Origin of the sequence: Pseudoxanthomonas koreensis (assembly GCF_041890415.1) — a bacterium.
Classification (GTDB): Bacteria; Pseudomonadota; Gammaproteobacteria; order Xanthomonadales; family Xanthomonadaceae; genus Pseudoxanthomonas; species Pseudoxanthomonas koreensis_A.
Genome location: NZ_CP169056.1, coordinates 1,255,491 through 1,281,524, shown reverse-complemented (window position 1 = coordinate 1,281,524; position 26,034 = coordinate 1,255,491). Strand labels below are relative to the sequence as shown.

Genomic DNA, 26,034 nt, shown 5'->3' with positions numbered 1-26,034 from the left:
GTGATTACGGGAAAGACGGCCGTGCATTATCCGATATCGACGCCGTGCGCGCTTCGCTTCATCCGGGCTATGCCAGAATCGGCCTGCTCCCGAGGACCCAGGCGACATTTCCCGATGGCCGCAGCTGCCCGATCCCGATTCCACTGGCTCCAGCGCATCGTGTTCGGCCGCTGGACCATCGTGGCCGGCGCCTTCCTGCTGGGGCTGCTGCTGTTCGCGCTGGTGTGGCTGCGCGCACGCCAGGTCGATGCGCCCGCCGAGCAGCCGGTGCAACCGGCCGCCGTGGTGCGACAGGCCGCGGATCCGTTGCCCGGTCCGTTGCCGGCGGGCGCCAGCACCCCGCCACCCGCTGCCGACGGTGGCGCCCGCCTGGTCGAGGAACCGGCACCGCCGGAGGTCCCGTTGCAGCCGCTGCCGCCCAGCATCGAACCGGCGGACGGCGCGCCGGTGGGTACGCCGGTGGCGGTGCAGCCGCCACAGTTGCTGGGCGGCCAACCCCCGCCCCGCTATCCCGCCGGTGCGCTGCGGCGCGGCGAAAGCGGCACCGTGGTGGTGCAGGTGGACGTCGAAACCGATGGCCGCCCGGCATCGCTGCGGATCCAGTCGCCGAGCGGCTCGCGCGAACTGGACCGGGCCGCGGTGGAGGCGGTGGCGCGCTGGCGATTCGAACCGGCGCGCGATGCGGCCGGCCAGCCGGTGCAAGGCAGCCTCTCGGTGCCGGTCGACTTCCGCACCCGCTGACGCGCGCATCCGCCGCGCACGCCGGCCAGGGCCCGCACTGCCGCTTTGCCGCGTCGCTTTGCCGCATTCGCGTTTGCGCGCGCCATCGCCTGCACGCGGCCTGCGCATGCATGAACGCGAGCCGGTGGTTTCGCGTGGCATTCACCAGCCGACCACCTCGCGCACACATCGACCTGTTGAAGACTGCGGTCGCGTCACAACAACAGGAGACGTCATGACCACCCAGACTCCCTCGCCGCATCCGCATCCGCAGACCGCACATGCGGATGCCGAGCCTACACGTCCTCCCACCACCAGCCAGCGCGCTCCGGTATCGCTGCTGGTCGTACTGGCCATCACCCTGGTCGCACTGGGTGCATGGTGGTATTCGCAGACCTCCGCCGATCGCGCCGACCAGGGCTTCGCGCCGGCCTCGACCAGCGAAACGGCGCCCGACGCGGCGTCCGTCACCGCAACCGACCGGCCGGCCACCGGCACTGGCGACAGCACCCGGCCTGCCAACCCCGATCGCGCACCGCGACCGCTGGCCGACAACGCCCAGCCGCGCTACCCGGCCACCGCGCTGCGCGACGGGATCGAGGCCAGCGTGGTGCTGAGTATCGTGGTCGACGCCAACGGTGTCCCCGCCGAGATCGCGGTGGTCGAGCGCGAGGGTGCGCGCGACCATGCGCTGGATCGCGCGGCGGTGCAGGCGGCACGCCAGTGGCGCTTCGAGCCTGCGATCCGCGATGGGCGCCCTGCCCAGGCCACGGTGAGGGTGCCGGTCGAGTTCCGCCGCGGCTGAGTGCCGCGGGTGCAGTACACCGGCGCACGGACGCGCCGGTGACCGTCAGCCGGCCAGGTCTTCCAGTCCGAATCCGGACTCGCGCGCCAGCCGGTCGAAGCCGGGGAAGGACGTGGCCACGTTGGCCACATCGTTGACCTGCACTTGCCCGCTGGCACGCTGCCCGGCCACCACGAACGCCATGGAAATGCGATGGTCGTGGTGGGTCTGGATCGACCCGCCGTGCATCTGCCCAGGATGGATGGTGGCGCCGTCCGGCGTCTCGTCCACCTGCAGGCCCAGGGTCCGCAGCCCGGTCGCCATTGCTGCCAGCCGGTCCGATTCCTTGACCCGCAGTTCGGCAGCACCGGTCACCACGGTCGGCCCCTCGGCGCAGGCCGCGGCCACGAACAGCGCCGGGAATTCGTCGATCATGTCCGGCACCAGTGCCTCCGGCACCTGGATCCCGCGCAGCGGCGCATGCCGCACCACCAGGTCGGCCACCGGCTCGCCGCCATGGGTCGAGGGGTTTTCTTCGCAGATGTCCGCGCCCATCAGCCGCAACGCGTGCAGCAGGCCGGTGCGACGCGGGTTCAGCCCCACCGCGCGCAGGCGCAGCTCCGAGCCGGGCACGATGCTGGCGGCGACCAGGAAGAAGGCCGCGGAGGAGAAATCGGCCGGCACCGCGATGTCGGTGGCGCGCAGGCGCTGGCCACCGCGCAGGCGGGCGTACCCGGGCGAGAACTCGATGTCCACGCCGAACGCCGAGAGCATGCGCTCGGTGTAGTCACGCGTGGGGTGCGGCTCGGTCACCGAGGTGTGGCCCTGCGCGTACAGCCCGGCCAGCAGCACGGCCGACTTGACCTGCGCACTGGCCACCGGCGAGGCGAAATCGATGCCGGCAAGCGCCTGCCCGCCATGGATGCGCAGCGGCGGCGTGCCGTCGGCGTCGGTGCCGATGCGCGCACCCATCTGTTCCAGCGGGCCGGTGACCCGGCGCATCGGTCGTCCCGACAGCGACGCATCGCCAACCAGCACGCTGTCGAACGGCTGCGCGGCCAGCAGCCCGGCCAGCAGGCGCATGCCGGTGCCGGCATTGCCGCAATCCAGCGCGGCGGACGGTGCCTGCAACCCGTCCACACCCACCCCGTGCACGATCCGGCGCGAGGGCGACGGCGTCTCGATGCGCACCCCGAGTTGGGAGAAGATCGACGCGGTGGCGCGGGTGTCCTCACCTTCCAGGAAGCCGTCCACCGTGGACACGCCATCGGCCAGCGCGGCCAGCATCACCGAGCGGTGCGAAACCGACTTGTCCCCCGGAATCTCCACGCTCCCGCGCAACGGTTGCCCGGCGGTTGCGATCCAGTGCTGCGACGACTGCGACATCCCTTGCTCCATCCATTCATTGCGGCCAGGCCGCTCGAAACTCCCCGCATGCGCGGGCGATACGGGTTACTACGGCACCGCCACCGGGTACGACCCCAGCACCTTCACCTGGGCCACGTGCTTCTCCAGCTCGGCCAGGGCCTGCTTCATTGCTTCGTCGTCCACGTGCCCGGCCAGGTCGATGAAGAATGCGTACTCCCACTTGGCCTGGTGCGAAGGCCGCGACTCGATCCGGTTCATGCTGATGCCATGCCGCGCGAACGGGCTGAGCACGTCGAACAGCGCGCCCGGCTTGTCGTGGATGAACACCAGGATCGAGGTGCGGTCGTGCCCGGACGGCGGGAAGATCCGGCGGCCGATCACCAGGAAGCGCGTGGTGTTGTCGCGGTCGTCCTGGATCGGCTGCATGATGACCTTCTTCAGGCCATACACATGGGCAGCGCTCTCGCCGGCGATGGCCGCCGCATCATCGGCCCCGCGCGCGCGGCGCGCGCCCTCGGCATTGCTCGATACCGGCACCTTCTCGGCCTTGGGCAGGTTGGTGCGCAGCCAGCCGGCGGTCTGGGCGAACGCCTGCGGATGGGCGTAGATGCGCTCGATGTCCTCGATGCGGCCGCTGCGCGAAAGCAGGTACTGGTGCACCTTCAGTTCCACTTCGCCGCAGATCTTCAGCGGCGAGGTCAGGAACATGTCCAGAGTCACCTGGATCGTGCCCTGGCCGGAGTTTTCCACCGGCACCACGCCGAAATCGGAATTGCCGGCGCCCACCTCCTGGAACACCTCCTCGATGCTGCCCAGCGGCAGCCCGTGCGCCGAGCGGCCGAAATGCTTGAGCACCGCCTGCTGGCTGAAGGTGCCTTCCGGGCCCAGGTAACCGATCTTCAACGGCTCCTGCTGCGCCAGGCAGGCAGACATGATCTCGCGGAACACGTGCACCAGGACCTCGTCCGAAAGCGGCCCCTCGTTGCGGTCAACCACCATCCGCAGCACCTGCGCCTCGCGCTCGGGCCGGTAGTAGTCCACCGCGGCGGCAAGCTTGCCCTTGGCCTTGCCGACCTGCAGGGCGAACGCCGCGCGCTCGGCGATCAGCTCCTGGATGGTGCGGTCGATGCTGTCGATCTTGGCGCGCGCGTCGGCCAGGGCCGGGGGTGCGGCCGGCGTCGCCTTCTTGCGGGCGGCCGGCTTGCGCGTGGCGGGCGTGGCGGGCTTTTTTGATGCCATCGGTGCGGGTGTCCGTGTCTGGGGCGGGCGCGGATGCGCCGGCGGCCTGTCAGCCGTTGCGCTGCTGGAAATCGCGCATGAAATCGACCAGCGCCTGCACGCCTTCCAGCGGCATGGCGTTGTAGAGCGAGGCGCGCAGCCCGCCCACCGACTTGTGGCCCTTCAGCGCAAGCATGCCGGCGGCCCGCGACTCGGCCACGAAGCGCGCGGTCAGGGTTTCGTCGGGCACGAAGAACGGGATATTCATGCGTGAACGCACCGCCGGGGCCACTTCATTCCGGTAGAAGCCACCGGAGCCGTCGATCGCGGTGTACATCAGCGCCGACTTGGCGGCATTGCGACGGGCGAACTCTTCCACCCCGCCCTGCTCCAGCATCCACTTCACGTTGAGGCCAAGCAGGTACCAGTTCCAGGTCGGCGGCGTGTTGAGCATCGAGTCGCGCGCCGCGTGCGAGGCGTAGGTGAAGATGTCCGCGCGCGGCTGCCCGGCGCGCTCCAGCAGGTCGCGGCGCACGATCACCACCGAAATGCCGACTGGCCCGAGGTTCTTCTGCGCGCCGGCATAGATTAGCCCGTACCGGGACACGTCCACCGGCTCGGAGGCGATCGACGAGCTGAAGTCGGCGAACAGGGGAACATCGCCCACGTCGGGCGTGTCGCGGTACTCGAGGCCGTGGATGGTCTCGTTGGCGGTGATGTGGACGTAGGCTGCGTCCTCGCTCAACACCCAGGCATCGCGCGCCGGGATGTCGCGGAAGCCGCCCGGCTCGCCATCGGCCGCCACGTGCACATCCACGTAATGCCTGGCCTGGCGGATCGCGGTCTTGCCCCAGTGGCCACTGACCACGTAATCGGCGACCTGGCCGGGGGCGGCGAAGTTCAGCGCCAGCAGGGCCTGCTGGGTGGTCGCGCCACCGCCGAGGAACAGCACCGCGTAATCGTCGGGCACCGCCATCAGCGCGCGCAGGTCGGCCTCGGCCTGCGCCGCGACCTCCATGAATTCGGCGCCGCGGTGGCTCAGTTCGACGATCGAGGCGCCCACTCCGCGCCAGTCCAGCATCTCGTCCTGCGCCTGGCGCAGGACCGCTTCCGGCAACGTCGCAGGGCCGGCACTGAAGTTGTAGACGCGGGCCATGAACCACCCATCGGAAAAGGGTCCGTAGTATGCCGCAGTGCAGCGGTTGCGGGCGCAACCGACACCGTGCCGACGCCTCGCAACGGCCATTGCAATGGCCGCCGCACCGGGGGTGCCGGACCCGCCGGACGCCGACTCAGCGGGCGCCGAACCACAGCAGGGCGCTGAGCCCGGCCGCAAGCAACAGCGCCGCCAGCAGCAGCCACGGCAGGCGCGCGCCGGGGGCGGGTGATCCGGACACCAGGGTTTGCGCCGGTGCCGTGCCGGGCTCCGCCAGTGGCGGCTCGGCCAGGATGAAGCGTGGCGAATCGGGTGCCGAGGGAAACTCCACGACGAACCGGTGCTGGCCACCGAACACTACCTGGTCGCCGGCTGCGAGGATCGCATCGCGCACCGTCACGCCGTTGACCACACTGCCCTGGCCCGGGCCGAGCCCGTGCAGCACCACCCGGTCGCCGTGGCGCTGGAAGCGGGCATGGCGCGCCGGGAACGCGGGGTCATCGATGTGGATATCGGCCTCGCGCGCGGACCCCACCAGGCGCGCCGGGCCGAGGGTGAAGCTGCGGCCATGGTGCGGACCGCCGACGCCGCGCAGCAGCACCCGCATGTCATCGGCGTGGTCGGACGGCGCCTCCGGCGCGCGGAACGGCGGCGGCGGCACCTGCACCACCATCTCCACGCCATCGGCATAGACCGCGTCGCCGGCACGCAGCAGGGCCATGCGCCGCACCGGCCGGCCGTTGACATGGATCCCGCGCACGCCGTTGGCCACCTGCAGCCACAGGCCGCGACGATCCACGCAGAACTGGGCCAGCAACGCGCCGGCCACCGCATCACCGACGCCCAGCGTGCCCGAAGCCTGGCGAACCAGGCGGTGCACGCCCGCCGGCAGCGGGTGGTCCGGGTGCTGGCGATGGCTGAAATGGAGGCGCAGTTGCGGCATGCGTGGCAGACTATCAGCGCGGTCGCCACGGGCGCCAGCGACGCCATGCGGTCGTGGTGCATCCGGCTGCCGGACCGCCTCGCCATCTTCCGCAACCCGGAGTCCCGCGTGTCCCGCATCGAGATCCTGCACCCGCATGCACGTGCCGACGATGAGGCGCGCCGGCTGGTCGACGGCATCGCCGCCACCCTGCAGCAGCGCTACGGGATCGCGTCGGTGGCCGATGGTGCCGACGCGCTGCAGCTGTCCGGCCCCGGCATCCAGGGCCGGATCGAACTGCAGCCCGGCCGCGTGCGCGTAGCGGCGGAGCTGGGCCTGCTGTTCTCGGCGATGAAGGACCTGGTGGAGGACGAGATCCGTCGCGTCCTGCACGAAAAACTGGGCTGAGCCGGCGGGCCTCACGCCGCCTTTCCAGTGCCGTTTGCATACTGGCCGCGCCTTCACCAAGCGAGGGACGGACATGCAGCACCCGCACTCCACCGACATTCCCGAACACGACAAGGACCTGCCGCCCCGCGCCGGCCGCACCGCCGGCCGCACCGCCGGCCGCACCGCCGGCAGCCTGGGTGAATCGGCGCAGCAGGTATGGCTGGCCGGCATCGGCGCGTTGTCGCGCGCCCAGGCCGAGGGCAGCCGCTTGTTCGAACAACTGGCAGAGGAAGGCCGCGGCGTGGCCGATACAGGTGCCGAAGGCAAGGGCATGGCCGCACGGCTGGAAGGCCTGCGCCAATCCATGGACGCGACGATGGATCGCACCTATGCCCGTGCCGAGGAAACCTGGGACAGCCTGGGTCGCCTGTTCGAGCGCCGCGTCCAGCAGACCCTGCGGATGATGGACGTCCCCACCCGCCAGGACCTGGACCTGCTGGGGGCCCGCATCGATGCGCTCGCACTCGAATTGCGGCGCAGCCACCAGGACACGCCACCGCCGCCGGAACGGCGCCCGTCCACGGACGCCTGAGCGCTGAACCACCGGGCGACACATCGCCCGGCAATCGACCTGTGCTGGTGGCGGTGGCAGCCCGCCCACCATACGTTGCCGTGTGCATTTCGCACCGGGTCGACGCACGGCTGGGTGCGCCTGACCGTTGCCCACGACAGCATTTCCACGCTGTACCATCGCGCAGTCTTTTGGGGTACCGCAGGGGATAGGCATGTCTTCGTGGATCGTGGGGATCGCCGTGGCGGTCGTGGCCGCTACCGTTGCCTTGCTTTACCTGTGGCTCGTCCGCCGCGTCGAGGTCGAGAACGACGCAGGCCTGCGCGCCCTGGCCGCGCTGCGCTGGCGCGAGTTTTCCACCCTGGTGGTGCGGGCCATGCAGACGCGCGGGTTGCGCGATGCCGGGTCCGCCGCCCCCGAACAGGCCAACGCCGGCAACGAAGCCCGCCTGCTGATGACCGACGGCAGCAAGCGCTGGCTGCTGTCGTGCAAGCACGGCATGGCCTACCGCATCCAGGCGAGCAACATCCGCGAGCTTGCATCGGAGATGGACATGGCCGGTGCCACGTCCGGGATCCTGCTGACCCAGGGGCGCGCCGACCGCGAGGCACTGTCCGCAGCGCAACGGGCGGGCGTGGAAATCATCGACGGCCGCCGCCTGTGGCAACTGCTCAAGCCATTCCTGGCAGTGGCGACCACCCGCAGGATCGTCGACCAGGCCGATGCGCAGGCGCGCAGGCACAGCGTGATCGCCGTCATGGGTGCGCTGGTCCTGGGCCTGCTGGTCGGCGTCGTGCTGTCCAACCTGATGCCGGCCCGCTCCTCCGCCGCCCCTGCTGCCAGCAGCGCTGCAGCGGTGGCACCGGCTGCGGCCACCGCGCCCGCCGCCACGCCGCGCGCCGACGCGGCACCGGCCGCCAACCCCGCTGCCGCGACGGCACCGGCACCAGGTGACGGCGGTGGCGCCCTGGACGAAGCCACGATCGCCCGCCACCAGGCCGAAATCGCCCGCACCCTGTCCACCCGTGCCGGCATCCACCGCGCCTACTGGCTGACCCGCACCACCCTGGTCATCGACCGCTCCGGTGCCGGCAGCGACAAGCTCATCTGGCCGCTGGTCTGCGGCGAGCTGGAAAACTATCCGGCGGTGCTGCGTACCGTGCGCGTGCAGCTCAATCCGCGTCCGGGCAGTGGCGAAACGGTGCGCTGGCGGCAGTGCTTCACCGTGTGACCGGCGGCAGGCGCTGCGCCGCCTGCCGCATCGACATCGACATCGACGGCGACACCGACATCCGGGACGACGGCAGCATCGCCCGGCCCTGAAAAGCAGGACGCCGGCGGTGGGCCGGCGTCCTGTGCGTGTTGCGGTCGCGGCTGGCGGTCAGCCAGCCGGTGGCGGCACGACCTCCCCGACATCCCCCGCTTCGGGCAGTGCGCCGACCTCCCCGTCGTCCGGGGTTGCGCCTTCATCGTCATCGAGTGATGCATCCACCCGCTCGACCGCCTGCAGCGACTCGTCGGCGGCCAGCCGGATCAGGGTCACGCCCTGGGTGTTGCGGCCGACCTGCGAGATCTCCGCCGCGCGGGTGCGCACCATCGTGCCGCCGTCGGAGATCAGCAACACTTCATGCTGCTCGGACAGCTGGATCGCGCCGACCAGGTTGCCGTTGCGCTCGCTGGTCTGGATTGCGATCACGCCCTGGGTGCCGCGCCCCTTCTTCGGATACTCCTGCAGCGGCGTGCGCTTGCCGTAGCCACGCTGGCTGGCGGTGAGGATGTCGCCCTCGCCGTCCGGCACCACCATGCTGACCACGCTCTCGCCGGTGGCCAGGCGGATGCCGCGCACACCGGTGGCGGTGCGGCCCATCGCCCGGACCGCGCCCTCGTCAAAGCGCACGGCCTTGCCGTTGGACGCGAACAGCATGATGTCGCGGCCGCCGTCGGTCAGGGCCACGTCGACCAGGGCGTCGCCCTCGTCCAGGTGGATGGCGATCTTGCCGCGCGCCAGGCGATAGGCGAACTCGGTGAGCGGGGTCTTCTTGACCGTGCCGTGACGGGTGGCGAAGAACACGTACAGGCCTTCGGCGTACTCGCGCACCGGCAACACCGCCTGCACGCGCTCATCCTCTTCCAGCGGGATCCAGTTGACGATCGGCCGCCCGCGGGCGTTGGAGCCGGCCTCGGGCAACTGGTGCACCGGCAACCAGAACACCTTGCCGCTGCTGGTAAAGGTGAGCAGGGTGTCGTGGGTGTTCACCAGCCACAGCTGGTCGATGAAATCCTCTTCCTTCGTCGCCGCCGCACTGCGGCCGCGACCGCCGCGCTTCTGCGCGCGGTAGGCCGACACCGGCTGGCGCTTGGCGTAACCGGCGTGGGACAGGGTCACCACCACGTCTTCCGGCGCGATCAGGTCGAGGATGTCCAGGTCTTCCTCGCTGGCGCGGATCTCGCTGCGGCGCTCGTCGCCGAACTCTTCCTTCAGGGTCTCCAGCTCGGTGCGGATCACCTGGCGCAGCACGTCCGGATCCTCGAGGATCTCGATCAGGCCGCGGATGGTGTCCAGCAACTGTCGGTATTCGTCGGTGAGCTTGTCCTGCTCCAGGCCGGTGAGGCGGTGCAGGCGCATCTCCAGGATCTGCTGGGCCTGGACCTCGGTGAGGCGGTAGTTGCCATCGACCATGCCCACGCCGGCCGGAAGGTCGTCCGGACGCGAGGCTTCGGCCCCGGCGGCAGCCAGCAATGCGCCGACCAGGCCCGGATCCCAGCTGCGGCCGAGCATGCGCTCCTTGGCCACCTGCGGGCTCTCCGAGCTCTTGATCAGCTCGATCATCTCGTCGATGTTGGCCAGCGCCACCGTCAGGCCTTCGAGCACGTGGGCCCTTGCACGGGCCTTGCGCAGCTCGAAGATGGTGCGGCGGGTCACCACCTCGCGGCGGTGGCGCAGGAAGGCGTCCAGGATCTGGCGCAGGTTGACCAGCTGCGGGCGGCCATCGACCAGGGCCACCATGTTGATGCCGAACACCGACTCCATCTGGGTCTGCTGGTAGAGGTTGTTGAGCACGACCTCGGCCGAATCGCCGCGCTTGACCTCGATGTAGATGCGCATGCCGTCCTTGTCGGACTCGTCGCGCAGCTCGGAAATGCCGTCGAGCTTCTTGTCCTTGACCAGCTCGGCGATCTTCTCGATCAGCCGTGCCTTGTTCACCTGGTAGGGGATCTCGGTGACGATGATCGCTTCGCGGCCGTTGTCGGCCGCCTCGATCTCGGCCTTGGCGCGCATGCGCACCCGGCCGCGGCCGGTGCGGTAGGCCAGCTGGATGCCGGCCACGCCGTTGATGATGCCGGCGGTGGGGAAATCCGGGCCGGGGATGTACTCCATCAGGCCTTCGACGTCGATCTCCGGATCGTCGATCAGTGCCAGCAGCCCGTTCACCACCTCGGTGAGGTTGTGCGGCGGGATGTTGGTGGCCATGCCCACGGCAATGCCGGCCGAGCCATTGACCAGCAGGTTCGGGAACCGGGTCGGCATGACCGTCGGTTCGTGTTCCTTCTCGTCGTAGTTGGGCTGGAAATCGACGGTTTCCTTGTCGATATCCGCCATCAGCTCGTGGGTCAGGCGCGCCATCCGCGCTTCGGTGTAACGCATCGCCGCGGCCGAATCGCCATCGACCGAACCGAAGTTGCCCTGCCCGTCCGCCAGCATGTAGCGCAGCGAGAACGGCTGGGCCAGGCGCACCAGGGTGTCGTACACCGACTGGTCGCCGTGCGGGTGGTACTTGCCGATGACGTCGCCGACGATGCGCGCGGACTTGTAGTACGGCTTGTTGCTGTGCGCGCCCAGTTCGTGCATCGCGAACAGCACCCGTCGGTGCACCGGCTTGAGTCCGTCGCGCACGTCGGGCAGCGCGCGGCCCACGATCACGCTCATGGCGTAATCGAGGTAGCTGCGGCGCATTTCGTCTTCGAGGTTGACCGGGATGATTTCTTTCGCGGATTCGGTCATTCAGTACGCTTCATTCAAGGCGGATCGGCGCCAGCGCCATGGCGGCGGCGGGCATTTCGGAACCGCGGAATTGTAGCACAACGGGCCTGTCAGGACCCCGCCATTCCATGCAGAAACAGGCACTTGTGTGCGCCCGGGGCGGCCTGCGGCGGTCCGTTGCGGCGCCCGGGTGGTGGCCGCAGCGGCGGCTGCAACCCGGGGACTTCCCTTGCCCGGATAACTGTGCATACACTGTATGCACAGTATGTACAGTGGAATCCACATCTCGCAGGCGGACACCCGCCCCATGTATGCCCAGATCCTGGAGCAGATCCGGGCGCGCATTGCCGCAGGCGACTGGACCGCCGGCCAGGAACTGCCGTCGATCCGGGCACTGGCCGCAGGCCTGAAGGTCAGCGTGATCACGATCAAGCGTGCCTACCTGGAACTGGAGGCCGAAGGCGTGATCGTCACCCGCCATGGCAAGGGTTCGGTCGTTGCCGATGCCGGCAACCTGGCTGCCGAACTGCAGCAGCGCAAGCTGGACGGGCACCTGCAGGCGGCTGCGGACCTGGCCGCCCAACTGGGCCTTTCCCCCGAAGAACTGGAGCAACGCATGCGCAGTGCGTACCGGGAGTCCTCGTCGAAATGAGCGTGACCAGCCACATCCAGATGCGCGGCGTCCACAAGACGTTTCCGTTCTTCACCCTGCATGACCTGTCGTTCGAGTTGCAGGCCGGACAGGTCATGGGCTTCGTCGGCCCCAATGGCGCCGGCAAGAGCACCACCTTGCGCCTGGCCATGGGCCTGATGACCGCCGACGCCGGCCAGGTCCGCGTGCTGGGCCACCCGATGCCGCAGGCGCAAGCCGCGGCCAAGCGCGACATCGGCTACGTCTCGGCCGACATGCGCCTGCTTCCCAATGCCACCGTGGGCTGGCACATGGACCTGGTGGCCGCGGCACATCCGGGCTGGGATGCCGGCTACGCGGCTACCCTGCTGCGGCGCTTCAACCTGCGCCCGGAGCAGGTGGCACGCAGCCTGTCCCACGGCGAGCAGACCAAGGCCGCCCTGCTGCTGGCGCTGGCCCGGCGGCCGCGGCTGCTGATCCTGGACGAGCCGACCAACGGCCTGGACCCGGTGGCGCGCAACGAACTGCTCACCGAGTTCATGGACGTGATGCGCGACGAGCAGCGTTCGATCCTGTTCTCCTCGCACAACACCGTGGACGTGGAGCGGATCTGCGACCGCATCACCTTCCTGGACCGCGGCCGGATCGTGGACAGCGACGAGACCGGGCAGTTCCTGGAACGCTGGCGCCGCATCCAGGTGCAGTTGCCGGAGGGCGCCACGCTGCCCGAGTTCCCGGGCGTCATCGCCCGCACGGGCGAGGGCCGCTTCCACACCCTGACCACCGATCGCTTCGACGATGCATTGCTGGCGCGCCTTGGCCCCCTGGTGAGCCAGGTGCAGCGCATGAGCCTGGAAGAGATCTTCGTCGCCAACGTGTTCCGCCACCGGGAGGCGCGCGACCAATGAACGCCATTGTCCGCAGGCTCATCGTCAAGGAGCTGTACCTCAACCGCTGGCTGATCGCCACGACCTCGGTGGCGACCATGCTGTCCGCAGCCACCTGCGCATTCGGGCGTGCCGCGTTCAACATCGGCGCGCTGGCCTGGATGACCGCGCTGATCGCCTGCGGGGTGATGCTGGCCATCTACGGGGTCATGAACGAGCGCAAGGAGCGCTCGTTGCAGTTCGTGCTGAGCCTGCCGATCTCCATCGGCCAGTACGTGCAGGCCAAGACCGCCGGGATGCTGCTGAGCTATCTCGGGCCATGGCTGGCGGCCAGCGCCTCGGCGGTCGCGCTGGTGCTGCTGTCGCCCGGCATCAACGACGGCCTGCTGCCCTACGTGGTGGCGCTGTGCGGCTTCCTGCTGGCCAATTTCGCAGTGGTCCTGTGCGGCGCGCTGATGGCACGCTCCGAAGCGCTGGTCACGGCCTTCATCATCCTCACCAACATGGCGGTGAGCGTGTTCCTGTTCGTCGTCGGTGCCCTGCCCGGCATACGCGACCACATGGACGGCCCGGCCCCGGTGTGGAACGCAACCGTGCTGGGCGTCCTGCTCGTCGAGCTTGCAGTCCTGGCCATCGCCCTGGTCCTGCCGTTGCTCACCGCGGCCAGGCGCCGCGACTTCCTCTGAGGAAAACCAGCCCATGGATACCCGTCACCCGGATGCCGCGGCCGTGCTCGACGCCGGCGCGCCACGCCTGCACGCCATGGATGCCGTGCGCGGCTTTGCCCTGCTGCTGGGCGTGGCCTTCCACGCCGCGCTGTCGTTCATGCCGGGCTGGCCGCCCGGGCTGTGGGCCATCGTGGACAACGCCCCCAGCGCGTTGCTTGCCGATGCGGCGTTCGTCTCGCACACCTTCCGGATGACCCTGTTCTTCTTCATCGCCGGGTTCTTCGCGCGCCTGCTGCACCAGCGCCTGGGCAGCGCAGGCTTCAGCCGCAACCGGCTGCTGCGCATCGCCATGCCGCTGGTGGTCGGCTGGGCGGTGCTGTACCCGCTGATCTCGGCACTGTGGATGGCCGGCATCACCAAGACCTTCGGCGGCCAGCTGCCGCCGATGCCGGAGATGCCCAAGGTGGCCGGCGCCTTCCCGCTGGCGCACCTGTGGTTCCTGTACCAGTTGCTGCAGCTGTATGCGATTGCCCTGCTTGCGCGCGCGGTGCTGCTGCGCGTGGACCGTGCCGGGCGGCTGCGCGGCGCGGCCGATGCACTGGCGTCGGGCCTGTTCGGCTTGCCGCTGGCCGCGGTGGTGCTGGCCGTGCCGGCGGCGCTGGCCTTGATGACCCTGCCGGCGTGGCCGTACTGGGCAGGCATCCCCGCCCCGGACCAGACCGTGATCCCGCAGCTGGCGCCAACGGTCGGCTACGGCGTGGCGTTCGCGGTGGGCTGGATGCTGCACCGTTCGCAGGCCGGGTTGGCCTCGCTGGCCCGGTACTGGCCGGCGCACCTGCTCGCCGGCGCCATCGCCTGCGCGTGGATGCTGGCAAGCCTGCCGGCCACGCCAATGGCACCGGCGGGATTTCCGGCCAACCCGTTCGTGCTGTCCGATGGCGCCACCCTGACCAAGGCGGGGTTCGCCCTCATGCACGGGATCGCGGCCTGGGGCCTGTCGCTGGGCATCACCGGCGCCGCGCTGCGCTTCCTGTCCGGGCACTGTCGCGTGCGCCGCTACCTGGCCGACGCTTCGTACTGGGTGTATCTGGCGCACTTGCCGGTGGTGGTGGCGCTGCAGGTATGGGTCGGCCATTGGCCACTGCCGTGGGGGGTCAAGTATCCACTGGTCCTGGGCGTGAGCCTTGCTGTGCTCATGGCCAGCTATCACTGGCTGGTGCGGCCGACCATCCTGGGCCAATGGCTCAACGGGCGCCGCCATCCGCGGACAAAGGGCGGACACATGCTGGCCGAGCCGCCGGTACCCGCCGCAGCGGGCGGCACGCAGCCCGTGGCACGGTTGCGCGGTGCCAGCCGCAGGTTCGGTGCGGTGACCGCGCTGGACCGGATCGATATCCAGGCACATGCCGGCGAGCTGCTGGCCGTGCTTGGTCCCAATGGCGCCGGCAAGTCCACCGCGATCGCGCTGTGGCTGGGCCTGGTGGACGCCGACGGTGGCGAGGTGGAACTGCTGGGCGGCGATCCGCACGACATCGCGCGCCGCCAGGGCCTGGGCGTGATGCTGCAGGACGTGGAGCTGCCACGCGAGCTGAGTCCGCGCGAGCTGGTGCGGCTTGCCGCCAGCTACTACGCGCAGCCGCTGCCAACCGAAGAAGCGCTGCGCCGGGCCGGTGCATCCGGCTTTGCCGATACCGCCTACGGCAAGCTCTCCGGAGGGCAGAAGCGGATCGCGCAGTTCGCGGTGGCCATCTGCGGGCAGCCGCGGCTGCTGTTCCTCGATGAGCCGACCGTCGGGCTGGACGTACAGGCGCGCCAGGCACTGTGGGCCAGCATCCGCGCGCTGCTGGCCAGCGGCTGCTCGGTGGTGCTGACCACCCACTACCTGGAGGAAGCCGAGGCCCTGGCCGACCGGGTCGCGGTGATCGCCAACGGCCGGGTGATCGCGTCGGGCAGCGTCGAGGAGATGCGCGCGCTGGTGTCGCGGCGCCGGATCAGTTGCCAGTCGCGGCTGTCCGCCGACGAGGTCGGCGCATGGCCGGAAGTGCTCGACGCGCGCTCGGAGGACGACCGCCTGCACCTCACCGCCGGCGACGCCGAGGCCGTAGTCCGCCGCTTGCTTGCCGAAGACCCCGGCCTGACCCGGCTGGAAGTGCGCCAGGCCGGGCTCGGCGACGCCTTCACCCACCTGACCTGCGAGGCCGCATGAACACTCCGATCCTGCATGCCAATGCCGTGGCGGCGACTCCCTCGCCGCGCCGCATCGCCGCCGCCTACCTGGAGGAGATCCGCTGCGAGGCGCTGCGCCTGCTGCGCAATCCGGGCCTGGCCTTCCCCACCCTGGTGATGCCGGTGGCGTTGTACGCGCTGATCGCGCTGCTGGTGGCCGGCGAGGCCACGGCCAGGGATCCGACCACCGCCGTGTACCTGTTCGCCGCATTTTCGGTGATGGCGGTCAGCATGCCGGCCCTGTTCGGCATCGGCACCTCGCTGGCCATGGAACGGGAGATGGGCATGCTGCGGCTCAAGCGCGCGCAGCCGGCGCCGCATGGCTCGTGGCTGGTGGCCAAGATCGCCTGTGGGCTGGCATTCGGCGTGATCGCCTACCTGCCGGTGCTGGGCACTGCCCTGGCCGCCGACCGCCTGCCGCTGGAGCCGCTGCGCATCGCCGCGATGAGCGCGGCATTCCTGGCCGCGGCCATTCCGTTCTGCGCGATGGGGCTGATGATCGGCACCCTGTTCCGTGGCGGCTCGGCGCCAGGCTTCGCCAACCTGGTCTACCTGCCCGGCTGCTACCTGTCGGGCATGTTCTTTCCGCTGCCGCAGTCGCTGTACTGGCAGACCCAGTTGTGGCCGCAGTTCCACGTGGGCCAGCTGGCGATGCACGCCGGCGGGGTGGACAAGCTGCAGTTCGTGCCGGTGCTGACCGCGGTTGGCGGCATGGTCGGATTCACCGCGCTGTTCAGCACGGTGGCGATCTGGCGTCTGGCACGCAAGGGCTGAGGCCCCGCGTACACAGCAGGTGCCGGCCTTGCCGGCGTCAGCCGCCGAACAACGCGCGCATCTTCGCCACATCCGGCTGCTCGACTACGCCCTGTTCGGTGACGATCGCATCGATCAGGCTGGCCGGGGTGACGTCGAACACCGGGTTCCAGCCGGCGATGCCCTCGACCACGGTGCGCACCCCGCCGATGCCGTGCAGTTCACCCGGGTCGCGCTGCTCGATCTCGATGGCGTCGCCATCAGGGGTCTGCAGGTCCACCGTCGAGGACGGGGCCACCACCATGAACTTCACCCCGTGGTGGCGCGCGGCGATGGCCAACTGGTAGGTGCCGATCTTGTTGGCGGTGTCGCCGTTGGCGCAGATGCGGTCGGCGCCCACCACCACCCATTGCACCGCGCCGGTCTTCATCAGGTGAGCGGCGGCCGAATCGGCAATCAGGGTGGCGTCGATGGCGTCCTGCTGCAGCTCCCACACGGTCAGCCGCGCGCCCTGCAGCCACGGCCGGGTTTCGCCGGCAAACACCTTGGCGATGCGGCCCTGGGCCACGCCGGCACGGATCACGCCCAGCGCAGTACCGAAGCCGGCGGTGGCCAGCGACCCGGTGTTGCAATGGGTCAGCACGCCGCTGCCGGGTGCGACCAGGGCCGCGCCCAATGCTCCCATGCGCCGGTTTGCGGCCAGGTCCTCCTCGGCGATATGCGCGGCTTCGCGCTCCAGCACGTCGCGCCAGTCGCTGCCGGCCGCGTCCAGCGCCCTGCGCATCCGCGCCAGCGCCCAGGCCAGGTTGACTGCGGTCGGGCGGGCGGCATTGAGCCGCTGCAGCGCGGGTTCCAGCTTGCGCAATGCATCGGCGCCATCGGCCGCCTCGGTTGCACGAGCGGCCAGGACCACGCCCCAGGCGGCGGCAATGCCGATGGCAGGCGCGCCCCGCACCACCAGGTCGCCGATGGCCTGGGCCACCGCATCGCTGTCGGCGCAGGCCACGTGGGTGACCTCGAACGGCAGCTTGCGCTGGTCCAGCAATTGCAGCTCCTCGCCGGTCCAGAGGATCGGGCGGATGTGGTCGTAGCGGTCGAAATCGAAGGCAGGCTCCATGCGTGCATTCTAACCGGGCTACTGCACAGCGAACTCGGCCCGGCAGCCGTCATCGACCCAGATCCCGTCGGCGCTCCAGCCCCAGTTGCGGCCTTCCTCGCACACCTCGCTGGACATCTGCTTGAGCAGGAACACGCCATCGTCGATGGTGGTGCCGCAGGCCTGCCGATGGCCGCCGCGCGATTCGCAGGTCAGCAGGCGCGGGCCCGGCGGGAAGCTGCCATCACGGGCACCGATCTCGAACTCGCCCTTGCAGCCGCGCCCCACCCACACCTGGTTGCGCCCCACGCCCCAGCTTTCATCGCGCTTGCACGGCATCGACGACAATTGCCGCAGCAGCCGGACCGGCGCGCCGCGCAGCGCCACCGCGCAGTTGCGGGTGCGCCCGCTGGGGGATTCGCAACGGATCACGTGGCGCCGGACCGCCGAGGAGTGCCCGCGCGCGCGGAACTCCCCCTGGCAGTTGCGGGTGACCCAGATGCCGTCGCCTTCCACGCCCCAGTCGGATTCGCGGATGCACGGCGTATCGGACAACTGGCGCACCAGGTCCACCCCGCCATCGGTCTGCATCGGGCAGTAGCTGCGGCGCATGTCCTCGGACGCGCAGCGCACCACCTGCCCGGCATGCGGGATGGCTTGATCGTCGCCCGCCGACGCGGGCGAGGCCACCGCCAGGGCCGGCAACACGGCGCACAACCACAACCAGAACGGTTTGTCTGCGATACCCACGGCATCCCCTTCCAGTCACGTTGCCGGGATTGTGGCCGCGCCGGCGCCAGCGTGTGGTGAACGCCGTCACGCCCCGGTCAGGCGCGGGCGAAGTCGAAGGCGAGCACATCGGCGATCCGCTGCGTCCCGGCCAGCGCCATCAGCAATCGCTCCACGCCCAGGGCCACCCCGGCGCAGTCCGGGAGCCCGGCCTGCAATGCGCCCAGCAGGCGCGTATCGATGGGAGGCTGGACCACTGCACGCATGGCGCGTACCTGCTGGTCGCGCACGAAACGTGCTGCCTGCTCGGCCGCGTCGGTCAGCTCGTGGTAGCCGTTGGCCAGTTCGAACCCGCCGATGTACAGCTCGAAGCGTTCGGCCACCGGTGTGGCGCCGGGACGGATCCGGGCCAGCGCGCATTGGCTGGCGGGCCAGTCGTGGACCACGGTAATGCGCTCGTCCGGAAACTGCGGCTGGATGCGATGGGTCATCAGCAGGTCCAGCCAGTCGTCGCGGCCCAGGCCGTGGCCGTCGATGTCGATGCCGGCCAGCGGTGCGCGCAGTTGCGCGTCGTCGGCGGCGAACGGGTCAAGCCCGACCGCGTGCACGAACAGTTCACGGTAGGTGGTGGAGACGACCTCGGCGTGGCGGCCGGCCAGCGCCAGGGCCTGCTGCACCAGTTCGACGGTCTCGTCGGCCAGGCGCCGGTGGTCCCAGCCGACGCGGTACCACTCCAGCATGCTGAACTCGGGATTGTGGCGGCCGCCGGCTTCGCCGTTGCGGAACACCCGGCCCAGCTCGTAGCAGTCGCCGATGCCGGCGGCGAGCAGGCGCTTGAGCGGGTATTCGGGCGAAGTGCGCAGCCAGCGCTGCGGTGCGCCGGCATCGCGGTGGCCGCTGAAGGATGTGCTGAACCCGTCGATGTTCGGCTCGGTGTTGCCGGCTTCGGACAGCACCGGCGTCTCCACTTCAAGCACGCCGCGCTCGGCAAAGAATCCACGCACCAGTGCGTACAGGCGCGCGCGCAGGCGCAGGGCATCGAGGTCGGCGCTGGGTCGCCAGTCGGCCGCGCTCACCGGTGCTGTTCCAGGAACGCGAGCAGCCGGGCCTCGTCCCATATCTCGATACCCAGTTCTTCGGCCTTGGCCAGCTTGGAACCTGCTTCGGCACCGGCGACCACGAAGCCGGTCTTCTTCGAGACGCTGCCGGCGGCCTTCGCGCCCAGCGCTTCCAGCCGCTCCCTGGCCTCGTCGCGGCCCATCGACGACAAGGTACCGGTGAGCACCACGGTCCTGCCTTCCAGCGGCCCGGCCGGCCGTTCGACGCGCGCGGGCAGCCGTGCGCGCAGCTGCGACTGCGCCTGCGCGCTGCGCAGCAACAGGTCGGCGTTGGCCGCGTCTTCCAGCCAGGCGACCAGGGCATTGGCGGTCTCGGCAGGCAGGCCGGCGGTGACCAGGTTGTGTGCAGGCGCATCCAGCAGCGCCTGCGCATCGGCGAAGGCGCTGCCGAGCTGGGCGGCGCGGATCGCGGTGACCTTGGGGATCTCCAGGTCGGCCAGCAGGGTGGCCAGGTCCAGGCCATCGGCAAGCGCAGGATCGGGTGCATGCGCATCGCCGATGCGCACGCCATGCTCGAGCAGGCGGTCGATCACCTGCTGGTTGCCGGGCTGGTCGAGGAAATGGCCGATCGCCCGGGCCACTTCGCCACCGATGTCGGGCACCCGCTTGAACAGCGGCCACGGCAGGCGGCGGATCAGCTCCAGGTCGCCGAACCAATGCGCCAGCGCCTTGGCCGTGCTCTCGCCGACATGCTCGATGCCCAGCGCGAACAGGAACCGGGCCAGGGTGGTATCGCGGCTGCGGTCGATGGCCGTGACCAGGTTCTCGGCCCATTTGGTGGCGACCTTGCCGGCCTTCGCACCGCCTTTGACCAGGACATCCGGCGCAGCTCCGCCGGCCTCGTCGGCGCGGCGCTTCATCTCCAGCAGGTCGTCGAGGGTGAGCCGGTACAGGTCCGACACGTCGCGCAGGTAGCCGGACGCAGACAGCGATTCGATGTAGCGCTCGCCCAGGCCGTCGATATCCATCGCCCGGCGCGAGGCGAAGTGGAACACCGACTGCACCCGCTGCGCCGGGCAGCTCAGCTCGCCCGAGCAGCGCCACACCGCCGCGCCCTCCTCGCGCACCAGTTCGGCGCCGCACACCGGGCAGGCCCGTGGCATCGACCAGGGCTGCGCACCGGGACGGCGCTGGTCCAGCACCACCTGCACCACCTCCGGGATCACGTCGCCGGCGCGGCGCACGATCACGGTGTCGCCGTCGCGCACGTCCAGGCGCGCGACGTGGTCGGCGTTGTGCAGGGTGGCGCGGGTGACGGTAACCCCGCCGACCTGCACCGGCTGCATCAGCGCCCACGGCGTGACCGCGCCGGTGCGGCCGACATTGACCTCGATCGACTCGACCACGGTGGTCTGTTCCTGCGCCGGGAACTTGTGCGCGATGGCCCAGCGCGGCGCGCGCGAGACGAAACCCATCTCGCGCTGGCCGGCATGGTCGTCGAGCTTGTAGACCACGCCGTCGATGTCGAACGGCAGCCCGTCGCGGGCCTGGCCGATGCGCCGGTAGTAAGCCAGCAGTCCGTCCACGCCGTGCACCACGGTGGCCAGGTCGCTGACCGGAAACCCCCAGAGGCGCAGTTGCGCAAGCGTGGCCGAGTGGGAGGGCGGCAGCGCGCCGCCTTCGACCAGGCCGACCCCGTAGGCGAAGAAACTCAATGGCCGCTGCGCGGTCAGCGCCGGATCGATCTGGCGCAGGGAGCCGGCTGCGCCGTTGCGCGGGTTGGCCAGTACCTTGCCGCCGTGCAGGCGCGCGTGTTCGTTCCAGCGCTCGAAGTCGGCGCGGGCCATGTAGACCTCGCCGCGCACCTCGAGCACCTTCGGCCAGCCACCACCGTGCAGCGTGTGCGGGATCACGGCGATCGTGCGCAGGTTGGCGGTGACGTCCTCGCCGGTGGCGCCGTCGCCGCGGGTCGCGCCCTGCACGAACACGCCGTCCTCGTAACGCAGGCTGATGGCCAGGCCGTCGAGCTTGGGCTCGGCGCAGAACACCGGCTCGTCCAGATCGAGACGGTCGCGGATGCGGCGCACGAAATCGCGCACGTCCTTGTCCGGGTCCTCGCCGGGCGGGGCCTCCGGATCGCTGAACGCGTTGCCCAGCGACAACATCGGCACCGCATGCACCACCGGCGCGAAGCGCCCGGCCGGCGCCGCGCCGACCTTGCGGGTGGGCGAATCGGCTACGGCAAGGTGCGGGTGGGCCGCCTCCAGCGCCTCCAGCTCACGCACCAGCGCGTCGTACTGCGCATCGGTGATGTCCGGCGCGTCGAGCTGGTGGTAGCGGTGGTTGGCGTCTTCGATGCGCGCGCGCAGCGCGGCGGCGCGGGCGGCGGGATCGCTGGGATCGATGTCCGGATTCATGCGCCGATTCTACCGGCGGGTGCGGTGTTGCCGGGTGATGCGGCGCCCGCCGCGCTTACCAGCGCGGGGCCTTGGTCAACGGCGGCGCCTCGTGCTGGCGGTCGTAGACGCGCAGCTCGTCGCGGATGTGGGAGATGCGCTGCCGGCCCAGCGCGTTGCGGCCCTCGTCCAGGACCACGCCGTCCAGCAGCTCGGCCATGCGCTGCACGGTGGGCAGCATCTTTTCCCAGGCGTCCAGCGCCGGGGTCGGCGCCGGCAGCGTCAGGAAGAAGGCGATCGCCGGCGTCTCCAGCTCGCGGATATTGGCCATGTCGAAACTGCCCGGCTTGATGATGCTGGCCATGCTGAACACCGGGCCACGCTCGGGGTGCGCTTCGAGCAGGCGGTGGAACACGCTCATGTGGCCGAACACCATGCCGGTCTTTTCCGCGGCCACCACGATGTCCTCGCCACGCAGCGCGGCACCGGCACGCGCGGCCACGTACAGCGCGATGATCTTGTCGAAATCCTCGCTTTCACGCCGGCCCAGGGTGCTGCCGGCCGCGGGCGCCGGATCCTCGGCCAGGCCCAGGCCAGGCTGGCTGACGCCCTCGCCGCTGTAGTCGCCGTCGGCCACCGGGGCAGCACCGCCCAGCGAGGGCTCGCGGCGCATCGGGCCGTACTCGGGCGTCATTGCCGGCGATTCGCGCCGACGGCCCTGCTGTTCCTTGCGCGGCCGGCCGAACCAGAAGATCGCCGCGATCAGCAACAGGCCGGCAGCCAGGATCCCGATGCGCAGCCAGGCGAGGTCGGACATGAAACACATCTCCACGGAGTGGTGCCAAGAGGCAAGGATGACATAGAGGCCGGAACCGGGAACAGCGAACCGGTTATGCCGCGCCGGCCAGGCGCGCGGCCTCCTCCAGGTCCACGCTGACCAGGCGCGACACGCCCGGCTCGCGCATGGTCACGCCAGCAAGCTGGTGCACCGCCTCCATCGTCGCCTTGTTGTGGCTGACGAACAGGAACTGCACCTTCTCGCTCATTTCCCTGACCATGCTCGCCAGGCGGCCGACGTTGGCCTCGTCCAGCGGCGCATCGACTTCGTCGAGCAGGCAGAACGGCGCCGGGTTGAGCTGGAAGATCGCAAACACCAGCGCCACGGCGGTCATCGCCTTTTCGCCGCCGGACAGCAGCGAGATGCTGGACACGCGCTTGCCGGGTGGCCGCGCCATGATCGCCACGCCGGTATCGAGCAGGTCCTCGCCGGTCAGTTCCAGGTAGGCGTGGCCGCCGCCAAACAGGCGCGGATACAGCTGCTGGATGCCGGAATTGACCCGGTCGAAAGTGTCCTTGAAGCGGCCGCGGGTTTCGCGGTCGATCTTGCGGATGGCCTCTTCCAGGGTTTCCAGTGCGGTGCCCAGGTCCGCGTTCTGCGCGTCCAGGTATTCCTTGCGCTGCTCGGCCTCACCGCATTCCTGGATCGCGGCCAGGTTGACCGGCTCGAGCCGGCGCATGCGTGCATCGATCTGGTTGACCGCCTGCTCCCACTCGCGCGGGTCGGCGACCTCGGGCAGCGTGTTGACCACGTCGTCCATCGCCAGGCCGTCGGCAACGATGGCCTCCACCAGCTGCTCGGCCTTCAACGCCAGGGCCTGCTGCTCCAGGCGACGCTGGGCGATTCGTTCGCGCTGGGCCAGCGACTGCTCGTCGCGCTGCTGGCGCGCCTGCTCGAATCCGCGCAGCTCATGGTCGATGCCTTCCAGCAGCGCGCGCGCTTCGCCCAGGGTGCGGTCGGCAAGCACGCGCTCGGCCAGCGCAGCCTGGTGCTCGGCTTCCAGCGCCTGCACCGGCGAATCACCGGTGCTCAGCTGCGCGGCCAGGTCGCCCAGGCGCGCGTCCAGTTGCGCCCGTTGCGCCTGCATGCGCTGCAACGCCTGGGTAAGCGCGGCAATCTGGGTGCGCTGCGATTCGAGTGCCAGGGCCACGGCATGGCTGGCCTCGCGGCTGCTGCGGGCGGTATCGCGGGCCAGGTCGCGGGCCTCGGTACGCTGGCGGCGCTCGGCCTCCAGCGTCTGGCGCGCGATCTCGTGCTCGCCCATGGCGGCCACCGCATCCTCCAGCCGTGCGCGCGCCTGGCGCGCCTGCTCGCTGCTGTCGTCCAGGGTCTGCGCCAGTTGCGCCAGCTCGCCCTCGATGCGCTCGATGCGCTGGCGCGCGGTGTCCATCCGGCCCTGCTGGCTCTGCAACTGGCCGGCCAGCTCGGAAAGGCTGCGATGGGCCATGTACAGCTGCCGCTGCGCATCCTCGCGCTGCTGCTCGGCGGCCAGTAGCTGGTCGCGCTGGATCGCCAGGCGCTCTTCCAGCGCGCTCTCGCGCTGCTGCAGCTCCTCGATCAACGTGCGCAGCGACTGGATCTCGCGCTCGCGCAACAGTGCGCCCTGCTTGGCCGCGCCCTGCCGCGACACCCGCAGCCAGCCATCGCCCAGGCGCTCGCCGGCCCGGGTGATGACCGAGTCACCGGAGTCCAGTTGCGGCAGCAGCCGACGTGCTTCGGCCAGGTCAGCGGCCGCATGCAGGCGCGCCAGCAACTTGCGGATCGCCAGCGGGCCACGGACCTTGGCCGCCAGCGAGGTCGGCGCGAAGACACCGGCGTCGCCATCGCCGTCGGCGACCAGGGCAATACGGCCCTCGCCCAGGTCCGCCAGGGCATCGACCAGCCCGCTGTCGATGAGAGCGCCCGGTGCATCCACCAGCACGCCTTCGATCAACTGGCCCAGCGCGCCTTCGACCGCGTTCTCCCAACCTTCCTCGACCTGCAGCCGCTCGCCCACCCGCGCCGCCGAGTCCAGCCCGCGGGCCTTGAGCCAGGCCACCGCCGCACCCTGCTCCTGGCCCAGCGCGGCCTGCTGCAGGGTTTCCAGCGAAGACAGGCGGCCACGCGCGGCCTGGGCCTGCTTGCGTACTTCGGCCAGTTCGCCCTGGGCGCCGCGTTGCTGTTCCTGCAGCGTGGCCACGTCCTGCTTGCGCGCGTCCAGTTGCGTGTTGAGCCCTTCCAGCGCCGCCTTCTGCGTTTCGTGCTGGAGCTGCGCCTGTTCAAACGCTTCGGCCAGCGCGTCCAGGTCCAGCCCGGCACGCTCGCCGGCCAGCGCCTCGCGCCGGCGCCCGGCTTCCAGCGACTGCCGGTCCAGGTAGTCCACGCGGGTGCGCTCGACCTCGCCGGCGCGGGCGGCCTCGGCCGCCTGGCGGCCGTGCGCCTCCCAGCGCTGCTGCCAGTCGGCAAGCGCGGCTTCGGCCTCGTGCAGGGCGTCCTGGCGGGCCAGGTCGTCCTCGCGCAACTGCTCCAGGCGCGGCTCGGCCTCTTCCACCGCAACCTGCAGCACTTCCAGTTTCTGCCCGTCCTCGCCGATGTGCCGGTCCAGTTCGTCCAGCGCACTGGCGGCTTCGTCGCGGGCCTGGTTCAGGCGGCTCGACATCTCGCGCTGGTGCTGGATCTGCTGCTCGACCCGGGCCAGCACGCCGCCCACCTGGTACACCTGCGCCTGGGCCTTGTTCAGCGCTTCGGCCGCTTCCTCGCGACGCACCCGGCCGGTCTCGATCTCGCGCTCTGCCTCGCGCTGGCCGGCGATGATCTGCTCCAGCCTGGTTTCTTCCTGGGCCAGGCGTTCGCGCAGGCCCTGCAACTGCCCGTCCAGGCCACGGAACTCGAGCGCCTTCCACTCGGCATCCTTGACCTTGCGCTCGGCCTGCAACGCCTGGTACTGCTCGGCCTGGCGCGCCTGCCGGCGCAGGTGGTCGAGCTGCTTGTCGACTTCCTCGCGCAGGTCGTTGAGCCGGTCCAGGTTCTCGCGGGTGTGGCGGATGCGGGTCTCGGTCTCCTTGCGCCGCTCCTTGTACTTGGAGATGCCGGCGGCTTCTTCCAGGTAGATGCGCAGGTCCTCGGGCCGGGCCTCGATGATCTGGCTGATCATGCCCTGCTCGATGATCGAGTAACTGCGCGGGCCCAGGCCGGTGCCCAGGAACAGGTCGGTGATGTCGCGGCGGCGGCACTTGGTGCCGTTGAGGTAGTAGCTGCTCTGGCCGTCGCGGCTGACGGTGCGCTTGACCGAAATCTCGTTGAACGCGGCCACGCTGCCCAGGGCAGCGGAACCGGAGATGGCGTGGTCGGAGTTGTCGAAGATCAGTTCGACGGTCGCCTGCGACACCGGCTTGCGCGCGGCCGAGCCGGAGAAGATCACGTCGGTCAGCGAGTCGCCGCGCAGGCGGCTGGCCGAGCTCTCGCCCATCACCCAGCGCACCGCATCGATGATGTTGGACTTGCCGCAGCCGTTGGGGCCGACCACGCCGGTCATGTTGGTCGGCAGGTGCAACGTGGTCGGATCGACGAAAGACTTGAATCCGGACAGCTTGATCGTGGACAGGCGCATGCGGCAGTCGGTTCCCCGGGGGTGGCGCGGCTGAGGCGCCACCGGGTTGAAG

General features: G+C 70.2%; 21 protein-coding genes and 1 pseudogene. 11 read left to right on the top strand and 11 right to left on the bottom strand.

The window, feature by feature from the left end:
- Positions 1 to 114 precede the first annotated feature (114 nt).
- Entirely contained in the window at positions 115 to 741 is a 627-nt protein-coding gene (locus ACEJ41_RS05855) for an energy transducer TonB (RefSeq protein WP_374013846.1), read from the top strand.
- Between the two features lie 214 nt (positions 742 to 955).
- On the top strand, positions 956 to 1,525 hold the full coding sequence (locus ACEJ41_RS05850; RefSeq protein ID WP_374013845.1) for an energy transducer TonB: 570 nt from the start codon (positions 956 to 958) through the stop codon (positions 1,523 to 1,525).
- Positions 1,526 to 1,570: 45 nt separating this feature from the next.
- Here ACEJ41_RS05850 and aroA read toward each other — a convergent pair whose 3' ends face one another.
- The 4 genes from aroA to ACEJ41_RS05830 all read right to left on the bottom strand — a co-directional run bounded on the left by aroA (position 1,571) and on the right by ACEJ41_RS05830 (position 6,189).
- Positions 1,571 to 2,890 carry a 3-phosphoshikimate 1-carboxyvinyltransferase gene (gene aroA, locus ACEJ41_RS05845; protein ID WP_374013844.1) on the bottom strand — a complete coding sequence of 440 codons (1,320 nt, stop codon included), beginning with the start codon at positions 2,888 to 2,890 and terminating at the stop codon, positions 1,571 to 1,573.
- Between the two features lie 69 nt (positions 2,891 to 2,959).
- The gene (gene pheA / locus ACEJ41_RS05840) at positions 2,960 to 4,111 is read right to left on the bottom strand and encodes a prephenate dehydratase (RefSeq protein WP_374013843.1); all 1,152 of its coding nucleotides are present in this window, start codon (positions 4,109 to 4,111) and stop codon (positions 2,960 to 2,962) included.
- 49 nt (positions 4,112 to 4,160) lie between these two features.
- The gene (serC, locus tag ACEJ41_RS05835; RefSeq protein WP_374013842.1) at positions 4,161 to 5,246 is read right to left on the bottom strand and encodes a 3-phosphoserine/phosphohydroxythreonine transaminase; all 1,086 of its coding nucleotides are present in this window, start codon (positions 5,244 to 5,246) and stop codon (positions 4,161 to 4,163) included.
- Between the two features lie 136 nt (positions 5,247 to 5,382).
- Positions 5,383 to 6,189, bottom strand: coding sequence for an FHA domain-containing protein (locus ACEJ41_RS05830; protein ID WP_374013841.1), 807 nt, complete (start codon positions 6,187 to 6,189; stop codon positions 5,383 to 5,385).
- A 108-nt stretch (positions 6,190 to 6,297) separates the two neighbouring features.
- Between ACEJ41_RS05830 and ACEJ41_RS05825 the strand changes: the two genes are divergently transcribed.
- The 3 genes from ACEJ41_RS05825 to ACEJ41_RS05815 all read left to right on the top strand — a co-directional run bounded on the left by ACEJ41_RS05825 (position 6,298) and on the right by ACEJ41_RS05815 (position 8,360).
- The gene (locus tag ACEJ41_RS05825) at positions 6,298 to 6,576 is read left to right on the top strand and encodes a polyhydroxyalkanoic acid system family protein (RefSeq protein ID WP_374013840.1); all 279 of its coding nucleotides are present in this window, start codon (positions 6,298 to 6,300) and stop codon (positions 6,574 to 6,576) included.
- Between the two features lie 73 nt (positions 6,577 to 6,649).
- Entirely contained in the window at positions 6,650 to 7,150 is a 501-nt protein-coding gene (locus ACEJ41_RS05820) for a phasin family protein (protein ID WP_374013839.1), read from the top strand.
- Between the two features lie 193 nt (positions 7,151 to 7,343).
- Entirely contained in the window at positions 7,344 to 8,360 is a 1,017-nt protein-coding gene (locus tag ACEJ41_RS05815; protein WP_374013838.1) for a restriction endonuclease, read from the top strand.
- Positions 8,361 to 8,510: 150 nt separating this feature from the next.
- Here ACEJ41_RS05815 and gyrA read toward each other — a convergent pair whose 3' ends face one another.
- Positions 8,511 to 11,132, bottom strand: a complete 2,622-nt coding sequence (gene gyrA / locus ACEJ41_RS05810; protein WP_374013837.1) for a DNA gyrase subunit A — start codon at positions 11,130 to 11,132, stop codon at positions 8,511 to 8,513.
- A gap of 286 nt (positions 11,133 to 11,418) precedes the next feature.
- On the opposite strand from gyrA, the gene ACEJ41_RS05805 reads away from it, so the two are divergent.
- From ACEJ41_RS05805 to ACEJ41_RS05780, 6 genes and pseudogenes are all read left to right on the top strand, one after another.
- Positions 11,419 to 11,763 carry a GntR family transcriptional regulator gene (locus tag ACEJ41_RS05805; protein WP_374013836.1) on the top strand — a complete coding sequence of 115 codons (345 nt, stop codon included), beginning with the start codon at positions 11,419 to 11,421 and terminating at the stop codon, positions 11,761 to 11,763.
- The gene (locus tag ACEJ41_RS05800) at positions 11,760 to 12,650 is read left to right on the top strand and encodes an ATP-binding cassette domain-containing protein (protein WP_374013835.1); all 891 of its coding nucleotides are present in this window, start codon (positions 11,760 to 11,762) and stop codon (positions 12,648 to 12,650) included. The genes ACEJ41_RS05805 and ACEJ41_RS05800 overlap by 4 nt, the downstream gene beginning before the upstream one ends.
- Positions 12,647 to 13,315, top strand: coding sequence for an ABC-2 transporter permease (locus tag ACEJ41_RS05795; protein WP_374013834.1), 669 nt, complete (start codon positions 12,647 to 12,649; stop codon positions 13,313 to 13,315). The genes ACEJ41_RS05800 and ACEJ41_RS05795 overlap by 4 nt, the downstream gene beginning before the upstream one ends.
- Positions 13,316 to 13,328: 13 nt before the next feature.
- Positions 13,329 to 14,486 (top strand): annotated as a pseudogene (locus tag ACEJ41_RS05790) (acyltransferase family protein); the annotation flags it as partial.
- A 93-nt stretch (positions 14,487 to 14,579) separates the two neighbouring features.
- Complete coding sequence (locus ACEJ41_RS05785) at positions 14,580 to 15,503, top strand: ABC transporter ATP-binding protein (protein WP_374014079.1); 924 nt, start codon at positions 14,580 to 14,582, stop codon at positions 15,501 to 15,503.
- Positions 15,500 to 16,297, top strand: coding sequence for an ABC transporter permease (locus ACEJ41_RS05780; protein WP_374013833.1), 798 nt, complete (start codon positions 15,500 to 15,502; stop codon positions 16,295 to 16,297). The genes ACEJ41_RS05785 and ACEJ41_RS05780 overlap by 4 nt, the downstream gene beginning before the upstream one ends.
- 37 nt (positions 16,298 to 16,334) lie before the next feature.
- On the opposite strand, the gene mtnA is transcribed toward ACEJ41_RS05780, so the two are convergent.
- The 6 genes from mtnA to smc all read right to left on the bottom strand — a co-directional run bounded on the left by mtnA (position 16,335) and on the right by smc (position 25,982).
- Positions 16,335 to 17,393, bottom strand: coding sequence for an S-methyl-5-thioribose-1-phosphate isomerase (gene mtnA, locus ACEJ41_RS05775; RefSeq protein ID WP_374013832.1), 1,059 nt, complete (start codon positions 17,391 to 17,393; stop codon positions 16,335 to 16,337).
- An 18-nt stretch (positions 17,394 to 17,411) separates the two neighbouring features.
- Positions 17,412 to 18,095, bottom strand: coding sequence for a DUF3011 domain-containing protein (locus ACEJ41_RS05770; RefSeq protein WP_374014078.1), 684 nt, complete (start codon positions 18,093 to 18,095; stop codon positions 17,412 to 17,414).
- Positions 18,096 to 18,199: 104 nt separating this feature from the next.
- Positions 18,200 to 19,219: an EF-P lysine aminoacylase EpmA gene (epmA, locus tag ACEJ41_RS05765; protein ID WP_374013831.1), complete on the bottom strand. Its 1,020-nt coding sequence runs from the start codon at positions 19,217 to 19,219 to the stop codon at positions 18,200 to 18,202.
- On the bottom strand, positions 19,174 to 21,576 hold the full coding sequence (gene ligA, locus ACEJ41_RS05760; protein WP_374013830.1) for an NAD-dependent DNA ligase LigA: 2,403 nt from the start codon (positions 21,574 to 21,576) through the stop codon (positions 19,174 to 19,176). The genes epmA and ligA overlap by 46 nt, the downstream gene beginning before the upstream one ends.
- A 55-nt stretch (positions 21,577 to 21,631) precedes the next feature.
- Positions 21,632 to 22,372 (bottom strand): cell division protein ZipA, encoded by a 741-nt coding sequence (gene zipA, locus ACEJ41_RS05755; protein WP_374013829.1) that lies wholly within the window; start codon positions 22,370 to 22,372, stop codon positions 21,632 to 21,634.
- 73 nt (positions 22,373 to 22,445) lie between these two features.
- Entirely contained in the window at positions 22,446 to 25,982 is a 3,537-nt protein-coding gene (gene smc / locus ACEJ41_RS05750) for a chromosome segregation protein SMC (protein WP_374013828.1), read from the bottom strand.
- Positions 25,983 to 26,034 lie beyond the last annotated feature (52 nt).

Bases quoted from the DNA above. Each gene is read 5' to 3' on its own strand.
- ACEJ41_RS05855 (WP_374013846.1), top strand. From the start codon at position 115: ATGGCCGCAGCTGCCCGATCCCGATTCCACTGGCTCCAGCGCATCGTG.
- ACEJ41_RS05850 (WP_374013845.1), top strand. From the start codon at position 956: ATGACCACCCAGACTCCCTCGCCGCATCCGCATCCGCAGACCGCACAT.
- aroA (WP_374013844.1), bottom strand. From the start codon at position 2,890: ATGTCGCAGTCGTCGCAGCACTGGATCGCAACCGCCGGGCAACCGTTG.
- pheA (WP_374013843.1), bottom strand. From the start codon at position 4,111: ATGGCATCAAAAAAGCCCGCCACGCCCGCCACGCGCAAGCCGGCCGCC.
- serC (WP_374013842.1), bottom strand. From the start codon at position 5,246: ATGGCCCGCGTCTACAACTTCAGTGCCGGCCCTGCGACGTTGCCGGAA.
- ACEJ41_RS05830 (WP_374013841.1), bottom strand. From the start codon at position 6,189: ATGCCGCAACTGCGCCTCCATTTCAGCCATCGCCAGCACCCGGACCAC.
- ACEJ41_RS05820 (WP_374013839.1), top strand. From the start codon at position 6,650: ATGCAGCACCCGCACTCCACCGACATTCCCGAACACGACAAGGACCTG.
- ACEJ41_RS05815 (WP_374013838.1), top strand. From the start codon at position 7,344: ATGTCTTCGTGGATCGTGGGGATCGCCGTGGCGGTCGTGGCCGCTACC.
- gyrA (WP_374013837.1), bottom strand. From the start codon at position 11,132: ATGACCGAATCCGCGAAAGAAATCATCCCGGTCAACCTCGAAGACGAA.
- ACEJ41_RS05805 (WP_374013836.1), top strand. From the start codon at position 11,419: ATGTATGCCCAGATCCTGGAGCAGATCCGGGCGCGCATTGCCGCAGGC.
- ACEJ41_RS05800 (WP_374013835.1), top strand. From the start codon at position 11,760: ATGAGCGTGACCAGCCACATCCAGATGCGCGGCGTCCACAAGACGTTT.
- ACEJ41_RS05795 (WP_374013834.1), top strand. From the start codon at position 12,647: ATGAACGCCATTGTCCGCAGGCTCATCGTCAAGGAGCTGTACCTCAAC.
- ACEJ41_RS05785 (WP_374014079.1), top strand. From the start codon at position 14,580: ATGCTGGCCGAGCCGCCGGTACCCGCCGCAGCGGGCGGCACGCAGCCC.
- ACEJ41_RS05780 (WP_374013833.1), top strand. From the start codon at position 15,500: ATGAACACTCCGATCCTGCATGCCAATGCCGTGGCGGCGACTCCCTCG.
- mtnA (WP_374013832.1), bottom strand. From the start codon at position 17,393: ATGGAGCCTGCCTTCGATTTCGACCGCTACGACCACATCCGCCCGATC.
- epmA (WP_374013831.1), bottom strand. From the start codon at position 19,219: ATGGGACGAGGCCCGGCTGCTCGCGTTCCTGGAACAGCACCGGTGAGC.
- ligA (WP_374013830.1), bottom strand. From the start codon at position 21,576: ATGAATCCGGACATCGATCCCAGCGATCCCGCCGCCCGCGCCGCCGCG.
- zipA (WP_374013829.1), bottom strand. From the start codon at position 22,372: ATGTCCGACCTCGCCTGGCTGCGCATCGGGATCCTGGCTGCCGGCCTG.
- smc (WP_374013828.1), bottom strand. From the start codon at position 25,982: ATGCGCCTGTCCACGATCAAGCTGTCCGGATTCAAGTCTTTCGTCGAT.